The 17,436-nt window shown below is 43.8% G+C and carries 12 protein-coding genes and 5 tRNA genes; all 17 read right to left on the bottom strand.

The window, feature by feature from the left end:
• Positions 1-71: 71 nt before the first annotated feature.
• Positions 72-4,271: a DNA-directed RNA polymerase subunit beta' gene (gene rpoC / locus FTV28_RS05575; protein ID WP_096902331.1), complete on the bottom strand. Its 4,200-nt coding sequence runs from the start codon at positions 4,269-4,271 to the stop codon at positions 72-74.
• Positions 4,272-4,428: 157 nt separating this feature from the next.
• Complete coding sequence (rpoB, locus tag FTV28_RS05570; RefSeq protein WP_168417621.1) at positions 4,429-8,517, bottom strand: DNA-directed RNA polymerase subunit beta; 4,089 nt, start codon at positions 8,515-8,517, stop codon at positions 4,429-4,431.
• 307 nt (positions 8,518-8,824) lie between these two features.
• Positions 8,825-9,196, bottom strand: coding sequence for a 50S ribosomal protein L7/L12 (gene rplL / locus FTV28_RS05565; protein ID WP_168417622.1), 372 nt, complete (start codon positions 9,194-9,196; stop codon positions 8,825-8,827).
• A gap of 48 nt (positions 9,197-9,244) precedes the next feature.
• On the bottom strand, positions 9,245-9,751 hold the full coding sequence (gene rplJ / locus FTV28_RS05560) for a 50S ribosomal protein L10 (RefSeq protein ID WP_019836123.1): 507 nt from the start codon (positions 9,749-9,751) through the stop codon (positions 9,245-9,247).
• A gap of 319 nt (positions 9,752-10,070) precedes the next feature.
• The gene (rplA, locus tag FTV28_RS05555; protein ID WP_168461829.1) at positions 10,071-10,766 is read right to left on the bottom strand and encodes a 50S ribosomal protein L1; all 696 of its coding nucleotides are present in this window, start codon (positions 10,764-10,766) and stop codon (positions 10,071-10,073) included.
• Positions 10,767-10,769: 3 nt separating this feature from the next.
• Positions 10,770-11,198, bottom strand: a complete 429-nt coding sequence (rplK, locus tag FTV28_RS05550; RefSeq protein ID WP_168417625.1) for a 50S ribosomal protein L11 — start codon at positions 11,196-11,198, stop codon at positions 10,770-10,772.
• A 117-nt stretch (positions 11,199-11,315) separates the two neighbouring features.
• Positions 11,316-11,849, bottom strand: a complete 534-nt coding sequence (nusG, locus tag FTV28_RS05545; protein ID WP_004975770.1) for a transcription termination/antitermination protein NusG — start codon at positions 11,847-11,849, stop codon at positions 11,316-11,318.
• Between the two features lie 7 nt (positions 11,850-11,856).
• Complete coding sequence (gene secE / locus FTV28_RS05540; protein ID WP_168417626.1) at positions 11,857-12,297, bottom strand: preprotein translocase subunit SecE; 441 nt, start codon at positions 12,295-12,297, stop codon at positions 11,857-11,859.
• A 74-nt stretch (positions 12,298-12,371) separates the two neighbouring features.
• Positions 12,372-12,447, bottom strand: a tRNA-Trp gene (locus FTV28_RS05535).
• Between the two features lie 51 nt (positions 12,448-12,498).
• The gene (gene tuf, locus FTV28_RS05530) at positions 12,499-13,689 is read right to left on the bottom strand and encodes an elongation factor Tu (protein WP_179989672.1); all 1,191 of its coding nucleotides are present in this window, start codon (positions 13,687-13,689) and stop codon (positions 12,499-12,501) included.
• A 147-nt stretch (positions 13,690-13,836) separates the two neighbouring features.
• Positions 13,837-13,911: transfer RNA gene (locus tag FTV28_RS05525), tRNA-Thr, on the bottom strand.
• A gap of 14 nt (positions 13,912-13,925) precedes the next feature.
• Positions 13,926-14,001 (bottom strand) — tRNA-Gly (locus FTV28_RS05520).
• 36 nt (positions 14,002-14,037) lie between these two features.
• A tRNA-Tyr gene (locus FTV28_RS05515) sits at positions 14,038-14,121 on the bottom strand.
• Between the two features lie 54 nt (positions 14,122-14,175).
• A tRNA-Thr gene (locus FTV28_RS05510) sits at positions 14,176-14,251 on the bottom strand.
• Positions 14,252-14,349: 98 nt separating this feature from the next.
• Complete coding sequence (gene trpE / locus FTV28_RS05505; protein WP_179989670.1) at positions 14,350-15,843, bottom strand: anthranilate synthase component I; 1,494 nt, start codon at positions 15,841-15,843, stop codon at positions 14,350-14,352.
• Positions 15,844-16,003: 160 nt separating this feature from the next.
• On the bottom strand, positions 16,004-16,675 hold the full coding sequence (locus tag FTV28_RS05500; RefSeq protein WP_004975764.1) for a phosphoglycolate phosphatase: 672 nt from the start codon (positions 16,673-16,675) through the stop codon (positions 16,004-16,006).
• 61 nt (positions 16,676-16,736) lie between these two features.
• Positions 16,737-17,387, bottom strand: coding sequence for an FHA domain-containing protein (locus tag FTV28_RS05495; protein WP_179989667.1), 651 nt, complete (start codon positions 17,385-17,387; stop codon positions 16,737-16,739).
• Between the last annotated feature and the right edge of the window lie 49 nt (positions 17,388-17,436).

Genomic DNA, 17,436 nt, shown 5'->3' with positions numbered 1-17,436 from the left:
AATATGCAACTAAAACGTTGGCAAAAAAAAGACGCCTCGAAAGGCGTCTTTAAATGATGCTTTAAAACGAATTAGAGATCGTTAAATTCATCGCTAAATGCTTGGCTTAATGCTTGATCTACATCAGAGAAATCATTCACTAATGCCAATTCAGCAGCTTCAGCTTCTTGACGACGACGCTCTAAGTGGTAAGCAAGACCCGTACCTGCTGGGATCAAACGACCCACAACAACGTTCTCTTTCAAGCCACGTAAATCATCTTCTTTACCTGTTACAGCCGCTTCAGTTAACACACGTGTAGTTTCCTGGAACGATGCAGCAGAAATGAACGAGTCTGTTGAAAGCGATGCTTTGGTGATACCCATCAATTGACGTTCAAACTTCGCTGGGAACTTGTTTTGTGCAAGTACAGCTTGGTTTTCTTGTACCACGCGAATGTAATCCACTTGTTCGCCTTTGATGAAGCTCGTATCGCCACCATCGGTGATTTCAACTTTACGCAACATTTGACGCACGATGACTTCAATGTGCTTATCGTTAATTTTTACACCTTGTAAGCGGTAAACGTCTTGAACTTCGTTCACGATGTAGTTGGTTAATGCCACTTCACCTTTCAAGCGTAAGATGTCATGTGGGTTTTGTGGACCATCAGAAATGGTTTCACCACGGTTCACATGCTCACCTTCAAACACGTTGATGTTACGCCATTTTGGAATCAACTCTTCGTAAATCTCAGAGCCATCATCTGGTGTAATCACTAAACGGTTCTTACCTTTGGTTTCTTTACCAAAGCTCACGATACCTGACACTTCTGCAAGAATCGCATGCTCTTTTGGTTTACGTGCTTCAAATAAGTCTGCAACGCGTGGTAAACCACCGGTAATATCACGAGTACGTGAAGATTCTTGTGGTACACGACCAATAACGTCACCCACACCGATATTTTCGCCATCACGGACAGAAAGAATCGTGTTCTGTGGCAAGAAGTAGAACTGTTCGCCACCATCCACAGTGTCTAATACCACAGCAGGACGTAAGTCTTTACCTGACGCAGGACGTGAAGTCACTGGCAAGATTTCAACTGTGGTCATACCTGTTGCATCATCAGTTTTCGAGGTTGCAGTCACGCCATCAGCAATTTGGCTGAAACGGATTTTACCCGCAACTTCGGTCACAAGTGGATGCGTGTGTGGATCCCAAGTCGCCACAATACCGCCAGCTTCTACCGCTTCGCCATCTTTGAGCAAGATTGACGCACCGTATGGCAGTTTATAACGCTCACGCTCACGACCTAACTCATCGGCAATACCAATTTCACCTGAACGTGAAACAGATACCAAGTGACCTTTAGCGTGTTGTACAGTTTTCACGTTATGGAAACGTACTGAACCTTTGTTACGCACTTGTACGCTATTGGCTGCAGAAGTTCGGCTTGCCGCACCACCCACGTGGAATGTACGCATGGTTAACTGTGTACCTGGCTCACCAATCGATTGAGCAGCCATTACACCCACAGATTCACCTGGATTCACCAAGTGACCACGTGCTAGGTCACGACCATAACACTTCGCACATACACCAAAGGTCGATTCACAAGATACCACTGAACGTACTTTTACTTCATCGACACCTTGCTCTTCTAAGAAGTTAGCAAGTTTTTCATCAATGAGTGTGTTACGTGGCAGAATAACTTCGTCTGAACCCGCTTTCTTCACATCTTCTGCAGTTACACGACCTAATACACGCGTACCAAGGTTTTCAATGACATCACCACCTTGAATGAATGGTGTCATCACTAAACCGCCATAAGTACCGCAATCTGGCTCAGTAATTACCAAGTCTTGTGCAACGTCAACCAAACGACGTGTCAAGTAACCTGAGTTCGCTGTTTTCAATGCGGTATCGGCCAAACCTTTACGCGCACCGTGAGTTGAAATGAAGTACTGAAGTACCGTCAAACCTTCACGGAAGTTCGCTTTAATTGGCGTTTCAATGATCGAACCATCTGGTTTCGCCATCAAACCACGCATACCCGCCAACTGACGAATCTGTGCCGCACTACCACGCGCACCTGAATCCGACATCATGTAGATCGAGTTGAATGATTTTTGCTTCTCGTCTTCACCCTGTTTGTTTTTCACAGTTGTGAATGACAAGTTGTCCATCATCGCTTTAGCAACTTGGTCGTTGGTACGTGCCCAAATATCGACCACTTTGTTATAACGCTCACCCGCAGTTACGAAGCCTTGCTCGAACTGTTGTTCAATTTCACGAACTTCAGTTTCTGCTTTTTCAATAATTGCTTGTTTTTGTGGTGGAATAACCATGTCTTCCATACCCACAGAAACACCTGAACGTGTCGCTTGACGGAAGCCCAAGTACATCAATTGGTCTGCAAAAATAACCGTGTCTTTTAGACCTAATTTACGGTAGCAAGAGTTGATTAACTTTGAGATGTTCTTTTTGTTCATCTCTAGGTTAATTTGCTCGAAGCTTAAACCTTCAGGCACAACTTCCCAAAGCAAGCAGCGACCTGGTGTCGTATCTACAACAATAGTTTGTTGCTCACGCTCACCATTTTCATTGATTACGGTTTGGTGTACACGTGCTTTTACGCGAGCGTGTAAGTCAACTTGACCCGTTGCAAGTGCACGGTTTACTTCGTGCGTATCTGCAAACACCATGCCTTCACCTTTGGCATTGATTGCATCACGCGTGATGTAATACAAGCCCAACACCACGTCCTGAGATGGTACGATGATTGGTTCACCGTTCGCAGGAGACAAGATGTTGTTGGTGGACATCATTAAAGCACGCGCTTCTAATTGCGCTTCAAGCGTTAATGGTACGTGTACCGCCATTTGGTCACCGTCGAAGTCGGCGTTAAACGCAGCACAAACGAGTGGGTGTAGACGGATGGCTTTACCTTCAATCAGGATCGGTTCAAATGCTTGAAGACCCAAACGGTGAAGTGTAGGCGCACGGTTCAACATCACTGGGTGTTGACGAATCACAGAGGCAAGTACGTCCCAAACTTCTGGGGTTTCGCGCTCAACCATTTTCTTCGCAGCTTTAATGGTGGTAGCTTGACCTGAAGCTTGTAGTTTCGCAAAGATGAATGGCTTGAACAGTTCAAGTGCCATTTTCTTCGGAAGACCGCACTGGTGTAAACGTAGGTTTGGACCAACGGTAATCACCGAACGACCTGAATAGTCAACACGCTTACCAAGTAAGTTTTGACGGAAACGACCTTGCTTACCTTTGATCATATCTGCCAAAGATTTAAGCGGACGCTTGTTTGAACCTGTGATTGCACGACCACGACGACCGTTATCTAACAAGGCATCAACAGACTCTTGTAACATACGTTTTTCGTTACGTACGATGATGTCTGGCGCTGCAAGGTCAAGAAGACGCTTCAAACGGTTGTTACGGTTAATCACACGACGATAAAGATCGTTCAAGTCAGACGTCGCAAAACGACCACCTTCAAGTGGAACCAACGGACGAAGATCTGGTGGAAGTACAGGCAGTACATTCATCACCATCCATTCTGGCTTGTTGTTCGACTCTTTGAACGCTTCCATCAACTTCAAACGCTTAGACGCTTTTTTCAGCTTAGTTTCTGAAGTTGTTTGTGGAATTTCTTCACGTAAACGAGCAATTTCAGCTTCAAGATCGATGTCTTTCAACAAGTCTTGAACTGCTTCAGCACCCATTTTCGCAGTGAATTCATCACCATGCTCTTCTAGAGCATTGAAGTATTCTTCGTCATTGAGAAGTTGATATTTCTCAAATGGCGTCATACCTGGGTCAGTAACCACATAAGATTCGAAATACAATACGCGCTCGATATCACGTAAAGTCATATCAAGTAATAAACCAATACGGCTTGGTAATGATTTCAAGAACCAAATGTGTGCAACTGGAGAAGCGAGTTCGATGTGACCCATACGCTCACGACGAACTTTTGCAGTCGTTACTTCAACGCCACATTTTTCACAAATGACGCCTTTGTATTTCATACGCTTGTATTTACCACACAAGCATTCGTAATCTTTTACTGGACCAAAAATTTTGGCACAGAATAAACCATCACGTTCAGGCTTAAACGTACGATAGTTAATGGTTTCTGGCTTTTTAACTTCACCGTGAGACCATGACTTAATCATTTCTGGTGACGCAAGACCAATACGGATGCGGTCAAACTCTACTGGAGCATGACCGTCTGAATCCGTCTTTTTGCGCATGATATCGAGCAAGTCTTTCAATTTTTTTCTCCGTGTGCTGGGAGGCTGTTTTCACATCCCAACTGGGTCACAAATATTGTTTTTTAACTGAGTTTTAATCCCCCTTAATCCCCCTTTTTCAAAGGGGGAAAAGTCCCTCTTTTATAAAGAGGGATTTAGGGAGATTTAATGGAGATGCTTAGTCACCATTTTTCAGTTCAATGTTGATACCTAAAGAACGGATCTCTTTGGTCAATACGTTAAACGATTCAGGCATACCTGGGTCCATATAATGGTTACCATCTACAATGTTCTTATAGATACGGGTACGACCTTCAACGTCATCCGACTTCACAGTGAGCATTTCTTGAAGTGTGTATGCAGCACCGTATGCTTCAAGTGCCCAGACTTCCATCTCACCGAAACGCTGACCACCGAATTGTGCCTTACCACCCAACGGCTGTTGCGTTACAAGTGAGTAAGAACCTGTAGAACGCGCGTGCATCTTGTCATCCACCAAGTGGTTGAGTTTGAGCATGTACATATAACCTACAGTCACTGGACGGTCGAATTTCTCGCCTGTACGACCATCGTACAACACGGTTTGACCTGAACGTGGTAATTCAGCCAGTTCAAGTAATTCTTTAATTTGACCTTCTTCTGCACCATCAAATACAGGAGTAGCCAATGGAACACCTGCACGTAAGTTGCCAGCCAATACCAAGATTTCATCATCAGTTAAGCTGTCAAGATCTTCTTGCTCGCCACCCACTTTGTTATAAATCTTGTCTAGGAACGCACGTAGTTCAGCAATCTCACGTTGTTGTTTGAGCATCTTGTCAATTTGCTCACCCAAACCTTTGGCTGCCATACCCAAGTGTGTTTCAAGAATCTGACCCACGTTCATACGAGATGGTACACCTAGTGGGTTCAATACGATGTCAACAGGTACACCGTTAGCATCGTGCGGCATGTCTTCTACTGGCAAGATGTTAGATACAACACCTTTGTTACCGTGACGACCCGCCATCTTATCACCCGGTTGGATGCGACGTTTAACAGCCAAGTACACCTTAACAACTTTCAACACGCCTGTAGTGAGCTCATCGCCTGTAGAAAGTTTACGTTTCTTCTCAGCAAATTTCTCATCAATTTCAAAGCTCTTCTCTTTCAAGAAGGTTTGAATTTGCGTTAAGCGTTCAGCAATCGCTTCATCACTTGGTTGAATTTCAAGTAAATCCACTAAAGCCAAGCCTGACAACATATCTTCAGAAAGCTTGTCGCCACGTTTGGTTGTACCGCCACCGTTAGACTCTTGGCCTTTCAATAAACGGATGATACGTTCACGTGCAGCTTCTTCAAAGATTTTGTATTCTTCTTTCAAGTCTTTGCGATATGCATCTAACTGTGCTTTTTCAATTGCTTGCGCACGTTCGTCTTTTTCAAGACCATCGCGGGTAAACACTTGAACGTCAATCACTGTACCTTTAGTACCTGATGGCACGCGAAGCGATGAATCTTTAACGTCAGCCGCTTTTTCACCAAAGATTGCACGAAGCAATTTTTCTTCAGGTGTTAATTGCGTTTCACCTTTAGGTGTTACTTTACCTACAAGGATATCGCCCGCAGTCACTTCAGCACCAATATAAACAATACCTGACTCGTCTAATTTAGACAGTGCAGCTTCGCCTACGTTTGGAATATCAGCTGTGATTTCTTCAGCACCTAATTTGGTATCACGTGCAACACATGACAATTCTTGAATGTGAATCGACGTTAGACGGTCTTCTTGAAGTACACGCTCAGAAAGCAAGATCGAGTCTTCGTAGTTGTAACCATTCCAAGTCATGAACGCAACGCGCATGTTCTGACCAAGCGCAAGCTCACCGCCATCAGTCGATGGGCCGTCAGCCAATACATCACCACGACCAACCTTATCACCCATCTTCACCAAAACTTTTTGGTTAATACAAGTGTTCTGGTTCGAACGCGTGTATTTGATCAGGTTGTAGATATCCACACCTGCTTCACCTGCGATCATTTCTTCTTCGTTAACACGAATCACCACACGTGACGCATCAACATATTCAATACGACCACCACGTTTCGCGATCACACATACACCTGAGTCATGCGCTACGTTGGCTTCCATACCTGTACCAACAAGTGGCTTGTCGGCAATTAAAGTTGGAACCGCTTGACGTTGCATGTTCGAACCCATCAAGGCACGGTTGGCGTCATCGTGCTCAAGGAATGGAATCAGTGATGCTGCAACAGAAACAACCTGTTGTGCAGATACGTCCATGTGCGTTACACGCTCTGGTGGCATACGCACGAAATCACCTTGGTGACGTACAGATACGAATTCTTCTGTTAAGTTGCCATCTTGGTCTACGCTTGAATCCGCTTGCGCAATAATTGTGCCGACTTCTTCAATTGCAGATAAGTATTCAACTTCTTCAGTCACACGGCCTTCAACGACTTTACGGTATGGTGTTTCCAAGAAACCAAAATTGTTGGCTTTGGCATACACAGAAAGTGAGTTAATCAAACCAATATTTGGACCTTCAGGCGTTTCAATTGGACATACACGACCATAGTGAGTTTGGTGTACGTCACGCACCTCAAAGCCTGCACGTTCACGTGTCAAACCACCTGGACCAAGCGCGGATACACGACGCTTATGGGTGATTTCAGACAATGGGTTGTTTTGGTCCATGAACTGAGACAATTGGCTTGAACCAAAGAATTCTTTGATTGCAGCAGCCACTGGCTTCGCGTTGATTAAATCTTGCGGAGACAAGTTGTCTGTTTCAGCTTGAGACAAACGCTCTTTAACAGCACGTTCTACACGCACTAAACCAACACGGAATTGGTTTTCTGTCATCTCACCTACTGAACGCACGCGACGGTTACCTAAGTGGTCGATGTCGTCGACTTCACCTTTACCGTTACGGATTTCAATTAAGGTTTTCAGTACGTCGGTAATGTCTTCATTTGACAAAATACCTTCAACTTCACGCGACTTCTGATCTGTACCCACTTCGTAAGGACGACCCAAACGACGGTTAAACTTCATACGACCAACTGGCGATAAATCATAACGCTCAGAAGAGAAGAACAAGTTATTGAACAGATTTTCAGCTGCTTCTTTCGTTGGTGGCTCACCTGGACGCATCACTTTGTAGATTTCTACAAGCGCATCTTCACGACCCGTTGTAGTATCTGCACGTAAAGTATCGGCAATGAAAGAACCACGGTCGATGTCATTGGTGAACAGAATATTGAACTGTTTTACGCCGCCTTCAGCAATTTTAACCATGACTTCATGGCTTAACAGCGTGTTTGCAGCGATCACTTCGCCATCACGTAAAGCAATGTCTTCTGCCGTGATGCGTTCGTACAAGTATTCATCTGGAACTGAAAGTTTTTCTAGGCCAGCAGCTTCCATTTGACGTACGTGACGCGCATTAATACGTTTACCTTGTTCAACAATCACTTTACCGTCAGCATCAGTGATGTCGAATTGCGCCATTTCGCCACGTAAGCGTTCTGGTACAAGGTCAATCTGGTAGCTACCCATGTCTAAGTAGACAGGTACTTTCTCAAAGAACAAGTCTAGGATTTGTTCGTTGCTATAACCTAATGCACGCAATACCACAGTCGCTAATAATTTACGACGACGGTCAATACGTACATACACCAAGTCTTTGGCATCGAATTCAAAGTCTAACCATGAGCCACGGTAAGGAATGATACGTGCTGAATACAACACTTTACCGCTCGAGTGGGTTTTACCTTTATCGTGGTCAAAGAACACACCTGGTGAACGGTGTAATTGAGATACGATCACACGCTCGGTACCGTTAATTACGAAAGTACCGTTATCCGTCATTAAAGGCATTTCGCCCATATAGACTTCTTGTTCACGCACATCTTTGATTGATTTTGTTTCGCGATCTTTAATGATCAAACGAATTTTTACGCGCATTGGTGCCGCATAAGTTGAGCCGCGGAGAATACACTCACGCACGTCAAACTCAGGCTTACCAAGACTATACTCAACAAATTCTAAAGCAGCATTGCCAGAATAACTTTCTATAGGAAAAACTGAACGAAATGCGGCTTGGAGACCGATATCTTCGCGGCTTTTTGGAGTTTTGCCATCTTGTAGAAATGTACGGTACGAGTCGACTTGAATCGAAAGCAAGTACGGTGCATCCATCACTTGGGGCAATTTACCAAAATTCTTACGGATCCGTTTCTTTTCGGTATATGAGTATGCCATCTGGAGTCCTCGGAAAGTAAACTAAACCCGCCTGCAGAACGGGTTTAGAAGGAATTACGCAGGCCGATATGGCCACCACTCTTTACAAATGCTGCAATTTTTAGTGGTATTAAAACGCTTAACAATATTTTCAAATGTGGAAAAATATTGGTAAGCGTTTGATTATATTGATTTATATTCTTTTTGATGGTTTTCCCATCATTCAAACAAAAATCGAGCCGATAATTGTAACGCAAAAAGGCTGATGACCCAAGAGCCATCAGCCAATTTTTGGAGCCGATTATAAAAAATCGACTCCCTTAAGAAATTACTTAAGAGTAACTGTAGCACCAGCTTCTTCAAGTTTCTTCTTAAGCTCTTCACCTTCTTCTTTAGAAACAGCTTCTTTGATCACTGAAGGAGCGCCTTCAACGATGTCTTTAGCTTCTTTAAGACCAAGGCCAGTAGCTTCACGAACTGCTTTAATTACAGCAACTTTGTTCGCACCGAAAGAAGTCAACTCAACGTTGAATTCTGATTGCTCTTCTGCAGCACCAGCAGCAGCGCCAGGAGCAGCAGCAACAGCTACAGCAGCAGCTGATACATTGAATTTCTCTTCAAAAGCAGAGATAAGTTCAACAAGTTCAAGAACAGTTTTTTCAGCAACTGCGTTTAAGATTTCTTCGTTAGTTAAAGCCATGAGAATAACTCCAAATGGAAATTGAATGGTGTGGAAATAAATTTCAGCTTATGCAGCTTCTGACTCGTTTTTCTCTTTGAGCGCAGTAATAAGGCGACCCAATTTCGAAATAGGAGCTTGAAGAACGTTTGCAAGCATAGTAAGCGCTTTTTCTTGGTTCGGAAGATTCGCAATTACGCTAACTTCAGCACCTTGGTAAAGTTTGCCGTCAAATGCAGCAGCTTTAAGTTCAAATGCTTTGTTTGTTTTAGCGAATTCTTCGAACAAGCGTGCAGCTGCACCCATGTCGTCTTCAGAAGTCGAGAAAGCTAAAATTGTTGGGCCAACAAGGTTGTCGTTCAAGATCGTGAATTGCGTATCTTGAAGAGCGCGTTTTGCCAAAGTATTACGTACAACACGTGTAGTAACGCCTAATTTACGCGCTTCAACACGTAGAGCCGTTAATTGCTCAACGCTTAAACCCTGATAGTCAGCAACAACAGCTGAGAACGCTTTAGAAGCAACTTCGTTTACTTCTGCTACGATCTGTTTTTTGTCTTCGATAAGAAGAGCCATTGTAAAACCTCCTAACGGTGATTTATGTACTTACACGAAGTACACTCCCAATTCGTAAATTCAAAACTGAATTTACACGCGGAGGATGAATAAATCACACCACCGCGTCTACCCAGGCTGGGATATTAAGAAAGCAGCATAAAACCACTTTCGCCTGAGGTCTTTGACGCTGATAAATTCTCATTTACCAATTCAAAGTCCGCCTGAATATCCCCTCTCCTGCTAGGAGAGGCTAGGGAGATGTTTAACTCTCATCCCAACCTTCTCCCAGAGGAAGAAGGAGACTTTTCAGGACTTTAAAATTCTTGCTAAGTCAGACTTAGTTAGAAACGTTTTGTACATCAATAGTAAGACCAGGGCCCATAGTTGAGCTTAAAGTGATCTTTTTGATGTAAACACCTTTAGAAGTTGCAGGCTTTAACTTTTTCAAGTCAGCAACTAAAGTTTCAACGTTTGAACGAACAGCTTCAGCAGTAAAACCTACTTGGCCAATCGCAGCGTGGATGATACCCGCTTTGTCTACACGGTAACGTGCTTGACCTGCTTTTGCATTTTTAACTGCAGTTGCAACGTCAGGAGTTACAGTACCCACTTTAGGGTTTGGCATTAAGCCACGTGGACCAAGAATCGTACCTAACTTACCTACAACGCGCATTGCATCTGGAGCAGCAATTACAACGTCAAAGTCAAGATTACCCGCTTGGATGCTTTCAGCTAGATCATCGAAACCAACTACGTCTGCGCCTTCAGCTTTAGCCGCTTCTGCTGCAGCACCTTGAGCGAAAACAGCTACACGTACAGTTTTACCAGTACCTGCAGGAAGAGTCGTCGCACCGCGAACAACCTGGTCAGATTTACGTGGGTCAACACCTAGGTTTACAGCAACATCCAAAGATTCTTTGAATTTTGCAGCAGGAAGGCTGTTTAATACTTCAACCGCTTCTTCCAAAGTGTAAACTTTGTTCGCTTCTACTGCAGCTGCAATAGCTTTTTGACGCTTAGTTAACTTTGCCATGTCTTATAGCTCCACATCCAAGCCCATAGAACGTGCAGAACCAGCAATGGTACGCACACGCGCGTCTAAATCAGCACCAGTTAAATCTGGCTCTTTAGTAGTCGCGATTTCTTCTAACTGAGCACGAGTCAACTTACCAACTTTGTTTTTGTTAGGTACAGCTGAACCCTTTTGAATGCCTGCAGCTTTCTTAAGAAGAATAGCAGCAGGAGGAGTTTTCATGATGAATGTGAACGACTTGTCGTTGTACACAGTGATCACTACAGGAATTGGCAAACCTGGTTCAACTTTTTGTGTAGCAGCATTGAATTCTTTACAGAATGCCATGATGTTAACACCACGTTGACCTAGTGCAGGACCAATAGGTGGAGATGGATTCGCTTTACCAGCTGGAACTTGCAGCTTGATATAGCCGTCAATCTTCTTAGCCATTTCAAATTACCTCTGGGTACAAACGCCGCTAGGCTCCCCAATATTTTCAAGTAACGATACCGTTACAACAACAATGCCCGACTCATAATAAATCGGGCGTTTTACAACCAACCTAAATTAAACTGATTTTTCGACTTGGCGAAATTCCAGCTCAACCTGTGTAGGTCGGTTAAATACATTAATCGTCAACGTTAAACGTGACTTCTCATATTGAACTTCTTCCACCACACCTTTAAAGTCTGTGAATGGACCGTCAATAACAAGTAATTCTTCGCCTGGTTCAAACATCGTTTTTGGACGAGGTGCCTCACCAGTATTGCGTACACGTGCAAGAATCGCATCAGCTTCTTTTTGCGTAATTGGTGCAGGTTTTTCCGCTGTACCACCAATGAAACCTAAAACTTTTGGACATTCTTTAACAATGTGCCAAGTTTCATCGTTCATTTCCATTTCGACCAATACATAGCCTGGAAAGAACTTACGCTCTGACTTACGTTTCTTACCATCCTTCATTTCTACCACTTCTTCGGTAGGAACAAGAACTTCACCAAAGCTATCGGCAACAGCGCTACGCTGGATTCGATCATTAAGCGAACGCATCACTTGTTTTTCATAACCTGAATAGGCATGAATAATGTACCAACGTTTCATAGCTCTTTTACCCGATAATAAACTTGATTGCCCAGCCTAACAGATAGTCAAAACACCACAACACAATTGAGGTGACCACAACAACCACGAGCACTTGCCACGATGTGGTTACTGTTTCTTGCTTAGTAGGCCAAGTGACTCGACGCAATTCAATGCGCGAATCTTTAAGCAAACGAACAAAGCCTTTGCCTTGATGGGTGGCGTATAATAAACCTAATGCCACAACGATACAAGTCAAAATTACCCCAACACGCACCCAAATATCATTTGCTGGTGCCCAATATGCCGGAAGATGTTGATTTACCATCATCGCTGCGATGAATAAAACCAAGGCAACACCCCATAGCACATAGTCTAATGGAGAACCTGATTGAACAACTTCAGCAGAATTATTTCTTTGAGGGATTGGCGCGTCGCTTAATGCGTCACGCGATTTATCATTCGACATTTTTGTACTCGTCGTAGAATTCGCGACTTATTATATGACTAGATTAGCCGACATCAAGCTTCTTTTAAAAAAAGTGGCAGGCCAGGAGGGACTCGAACCCCCAACATTCGGTTTTGGAGACCGACGCTCTACCAATTGAACTACTGACCTACAGCACAGATCGAGAGCCAAAGCTCCCGACCTGTTTTACACATTCTATAATTATGCTGTTACTTTAGCAACAACACCCGCACCTACAGTACGACCACCTTCACGGATCGCGAAGCGTAAACCAGCGTCCATTGCGATTGGGTGGATTAATTCTACTGACATTTCTACGTTGTCACCTGGCATTACCATTTCAACGCCTTCTTTCAACTGGATTGCACCAGTTACGTCAGTTGTACGGAAATAGAATTGTGGACGGTAACCGTTAAGGAATGGAGTGTGACGACCACCTTCTTCTTTAGAAAGTACGTATACTTCCGCATCGAATTTAGTGTGTGGCTTGATTGTACCTGGTTTAGCAAGTACTTGACCACGTTGTACGTCTTCACGCTTAGTACCACGTAAAAGAACACCACAGTTCTCGCCCGCACGACCTTCGTCTAGAAGTTTACGGAACATTTCTACGCCAGTTACAGTTGTTTTAACTGTGTCTTTGATACCAACGATTTCAACTTCTTCGCCTACTTTCACGATACCAGTTTCAACACGGCCAGTTACTACTGTACCACGACCAGAAATTGAGAATACGTCTTCGATTGGCATTAAGAATGCTTGGTCGATTGCACGTACTGGCTCTGGAATGTAAGTGTCAAGCGCTTCAACAAGAGCTACAACAGCGTCTTCGCCATATTGACCTGATTCACCGTTAAGTGCTGCAAGAGCAGAACCACGGATTACTGGAGTGTCGTCGCCTGGGAAGTCGTAAGTAGAAAGAAGTTCACGAACTTCCATTTCAACTAATTCGATTAACTCTTCGTCGTCTACGATATCGCATTTGTTTAAGAATACGATGATGTAAGGTACACCTACCTGACGAGAAAGAAGGATGTGTTCACGAGTTTGTGGCATTGGACCATCAGTCGCTGAACAAACAAGGATCGCACCGTCCATCTGAGCAGCACCAGTGATCATGTTTTTAACATAGTCGGCGTGGCCTGGGCAGTCTACGTGCGCGTAGTGACGAGTTGGAGAGTCGTATTCTACGTGAGAAGTATTAATTGTAATACCACGTGCTTTTTCTTCTGGTGCAGAGTCGATTGCAGCGTAGTCTTTCGCTTCACCACCGAATTTTTTCGCACATACAGTTGCAATTGCAGCTGTTAAAGTTGTTTTACCATGGTCAACGTGACCGATTGTGCCCACGTTAACGTGTGGCTTATTACGTTCAAACTTAGCCTTAGCCATGTTCATCTTCCTCGTTTACGTCGAACACAATGCTGAGTAAAACTCTGCCCCGACATATCGCCTAAAAATCTAGACACCTAATACTTGAAAAGCAGACTAATAAGCCTGCTTTTTAAAAAATTTTGCGAATAATCGCTAAACTGTATCTGGAGCTCTTATCGAGATTTGAACTCGAGACCTCTCCCTTACCAAGGGAGTGCTCTACCACTGAGCTATAAGAGCGATAAATCCTTCGATGGAGCGGGAGACGAGGATCGAACTCGCGACATGCAGCTTGGAAGGCTGCCGCTCTACCAACTGAGCTACTCCCGCATCTATGTTGGTAATTACCACTTCTATCGAAGTTAATGGTGGTGGGAGAAGGATTCGAACCTTCGAAGCTTACGCGGCAGAGTTACAGTCTGCTCCCTTTGACCGCTCGGGAATCCCACCATTTCACACTTACTCAGTGTTCGTTCTTTACTTCACGATTTAAACTCTCTAAGATGGTGCCGGCACACGGATTCGAACTGTGGACCTACTGATTACAAGTCAGTTGCTCTACCAACTGAGCTATGCCGGCGTTTCTTAGTGTTTCGTACGTTTCGTATCGGAACGGTTTGCAGTTTAGCAAAACTTGAAATCCGTGCAAGTGTTTTTTTCAAAAAAAACGCTAAAAACTCATAAAATCAATCCATTTGATGATAATTCAACCGCTTTGATCACTGCGCGAGCTTTTATTTGGGTTTCATTCCATTCAGATTCAGGATTTGAGTCCGCAACTAGACCTGCGCCTGCCTGCACATAGACCTTATTTTCACGAATTACACAGGTACGAATGGCAATCGACATATCCATTTCGCCATGCCAGCCTAAATAACCAACAGCACCACCAAAAACACCACGTTTTACAGGCTCAACTTCATCAATAATTTCCATGGCACGAATTTTTGGTGCACCCGAAAGTGTCCCTGCAGGGAAAGTTGCCTGAAAAACATCCAAAGCATCGACATCGTCACGCACTTCACCTTGCACATTGGACACAATATGCATGACATGCGAATAACGCTCGATCACCATTTGATCAGTCACTTGTACTTTACCAATTTTGGCGATACGCCCGACATCATTACGCCCCAAGTCAATCAGCATTAAGTGTTCGGCAATTTCTTTTTCATCCGACAACAAATCTTGCTCAAGTGCCAAATCTTCTTCTTTGGTTTTACCGCGCGGGCGTGTACCTGCTAAAGGACGCACAGTGGCAATACCATTTTCCAAACGCGATAAAATTTCAGGTGATGAGCCGACAATATGAAATGGCTGATCATCGCCCAAAGTTTTGCCTTGTACCAAGAATAAGTACGGCGATGGGTTGAGATGGCGCAAAGCACGATAAACCTGTAACGGCTCACCATCAAAATCTGACACCATGCGATGTCCAGGCACCACTTGCATAACATCGCCTGCACGAATGTATTCTTTGACGGTATCAATGGTCGCCAAGAATTTTTCTTTGCCTGTAAGCGATTCAAAATGTGGTGGCGTATGTTTTTCTGCTTTTAGACTAATCGGGGTTGCTAAAATTTCTTCTAGTGCATCGAGTTGTTGTTGTGCATTGTCATAAGCATCTGCCTGCGCTGCATCGGCATGCACAATTAAGAACAAGGTATCTTTTAAGTTATCAAACACGATGACTGTTTTAGACAACATCATCCAAATATCAGGCAAACCGACTGGATCTGCTGCAGGCACGTTTTTTAAACGCGGTTCGATATAACGCACTGCATCGTAACCAAAATAACCCACCAAACCACCTGTAAAGCTTGGCAATTCAGGCAAGTCAGCTTGCGTAGGCACTTTAAATTGCGCTTGAAAATCGCGGATATACTGAAACGGCTGTGCACAAGTTTGTTTTTCGATTGAACCGTCAGCATGTTGGATGGTGAGTTCACCCGCATTACAGGAGAAAACTGTAGATTCACCCAAACCAATAATTGAATAACGTGCCCAGTTTTCACCACCTTCTACAGACTCAAACAAATAGGCTTGTTGATGCTGCTTCAAACGTGCAAATACCGACAATGGAGTTTCGGTATCGGCCAAACGCTGGCGATATACAGGAATGAGGTTGTAGCCTGCTGCTTTAAGTTGTTCAAATTGAGTCAGAGTGGTCATGTGAAGCTCTCTATATTTCGATGTAGCAATGTTTTCGATAAGACGAAGTGAAGGACGGTTGTAGATTGACTAGCGTCGCCATCGAAATATGGGCATTACAGCCTGACTCATATTGATATCCTTTATAGCAATTAGCGTAAAATTATTTGATTTTTGAATCTTAAATATTTAACAATTCAGTTAAATTATCCACAATTTGTTGCGGCTGACAATTGGCAATCGGCTCACCATGATTATAGCCGTAGCTGACCACAATACAATCAATCCCCGCTCGACGCGCGGCTTCAACATCATTAGAAGAATCACCAATCATCAAGACTTGAGACTTCTCCACTTGATAATGTTCAACACAATGCAGCAATTGACGCGGGTGTGGTTTACGCTCCTCAAAGCGATCTCCACCAATCACATCAGCAAAATAGTGTTGCATCTCTAATGCTTCAACAATGGCACGAGCAGGTAGTTCAGGTTTATTGGTCACACAAACTAAGGTTTTTTGTTGTGCTTTTGCCCAGTCCAAAAATTCAATAATGCCCGGGAATGGTTGTGTGTCGATACACGGATCGGCATTATAAATTTCTAAGAAGGTGTTCAGTAGCTGTTGTTGCTGTTCAGGATGAACTTCGCCCATTAAGTGCGATAAGACACTATTGCAAAATACCGCAGTTCCCTTCCCCACCCAAGTTCGCACTTGTTCCAGTGTTACCAAAGGCAGTTGCAGTGCATTTAAACTCATGTTCATGGCGCGGTATAAATCTGTCGCAGAATCGACCAAAGTGCCATCTAAATCAAATAAAATGACTTGACGTGTATCAAGCTGAGCAATAGACATTCTTCCCCCTAAATGAACAAAGGCATGCGATCGCATGCCTTGATTGTAAAGCAAAGGCTGCTTATTTAAACAATAGCCAAGCCAAAACTGCCAAAATCACCAAGACAATCAGTGAAATCAAGCCAACAGAAGCATTTTTTTGCTGTTCTTTCTCTTGTTCCACACGAGAAACAGGCTGCTCGACAGGCACAGGTTTTGGCTCTGCTTGAGCTGCATGAATATCCACACCTTCTGGAATAGGTGCTGGTTTCGGCACTGCCACGCCTTGCGGCATACCATCTCGGTTTAATTGAACAGAACTGTCACGTTGATTCAATTCAGGCATTCCCTGCTCATTCATTTGCTGTGCAGGTGTTTTTTCTGTTTGCGCTGTGACTTTTTCTGCAGTTTCAGCAACATCAACCGCATGCTCTAACTCAACCGCAGGCGCAAGTACCGAAAACTTTAAGCTAGCAAATTGGACGATATCACCTTCTTTAAGTAAGGTTTCATCGGCAATGCGTAAATCATTTACAAAAGTGCCGTTGGAAGAATTTAAATCTTGCACATACAGCGCTTGTTCTTTAAGTAAAAAAGCCGCATGTTTACGTGAAATTTCTGCCGATTGCAGCACCAAATCTGCACTTTGATGACGCCCCACCAACATATCACGGTCGATACTAATTTCTTGGCCAGTAAATTCACCGCTAATTGCTTGTATTTTCCAAGTCATAAATAACTTCTCTCGTGTGATTTGGCGACATCATAACATGCCCTTAACC

The organism is Acinetobacter sp. YH12252 (assembly GCF_013417365.1).
GTDB classification, from domain to species: domain Bacteria; phylum Pseudomonadota; class Gammaproteobacteria; order Pseudomonadales; family Moraxellaceae; genus Acinetobacter; species Acinetobacter towneri.
The sequence above is the reverse complement of the archived record's forward strand: the minus strand, read 5'-3'. Positions and strand labels throughout refer to the sequence as shown.

What these genes read in the sequence shown, in the direction of transcription:
- rplL (WP_168417622.1), bottom strand. Translation starts at nt 9,196, where the DNA reads ATGGCTTTAACTAACGAAGAAATCTTAAACGCAGTTGCTGAAAAAACT.
- nusG (WP_004975770.1), bottom strand. Translation starts at nt 11,849, where the DNA reads ATGAAACGTTGGTACATTATTCATGCCTATTCAGGTTATGAAAAACAA.
- rplA (WP_168461829.1), bottom strand. Translation starts at nt 10,766, where the DNA reads ATGGCAAAGTTAACTAAGCGTCAAAAAGCTATTGCAGCTGCAGTAGAA.
- tuf (WP_179989672.1), bottom strand. Translation starts at nt 13,689, where the DNA reads ATGGCTAAGGCTAAGTTTGAACGTAATAAGCCACACGTTAACGTGGGC.
- rplJ (WP_019836123.1), bottom strand. Translation starts at nt 9,751, where the DNA reads ATGGCTCTTCTTATCGAAGACAAAAAACAGATCGTAGCAGAAGTAAAC.
- FTV28_RS05500 (WP_004975764.1), bottom strand. Translation starts at nt 16,675, where the DNA reads ATGTCTATTGCTCAGCTTGATACACGTCAAGTCATTTTATTTGATTTA.
- rplK (WP_168417625.1), bottom strand. Translation starts at nt 11,198, where the DNA reads ATGGCTAAGAAGATTGACGGCTATATCAAGCTGCAAGTTCCAGCTGGT.
- FTV28_RS05495 (WP_179989667.1), bottom strand. Translation starts at nt 17,387, where the DNA reads ATGACTTGGAAAATACAAGCAATTAGCGGTGAATTTACTGGCCAAGAA.
- rpoB (WP_168417621.1), bottom strand. Translation starts at nt 8,517, where the DNA reads ATGGCATACTCATATACCGAAAAGAAACGGATCCGTAAGAATTTTGGT.
- trpE (WP_179989670.1), bottom strand. Translation starts at nt 15,843, where the DNA reads ATGACCACTCTGACTCAATTTGAACAACTTAAAGCAGCAGGCTACAAC.
- secE (WP_168417626.1), bottom strand. Translation starts at nt 12,297, where the DNA reads ATGTCGAATGATAAATCGCGTGACGCATTAAGCGACGCGCCAATCCCT.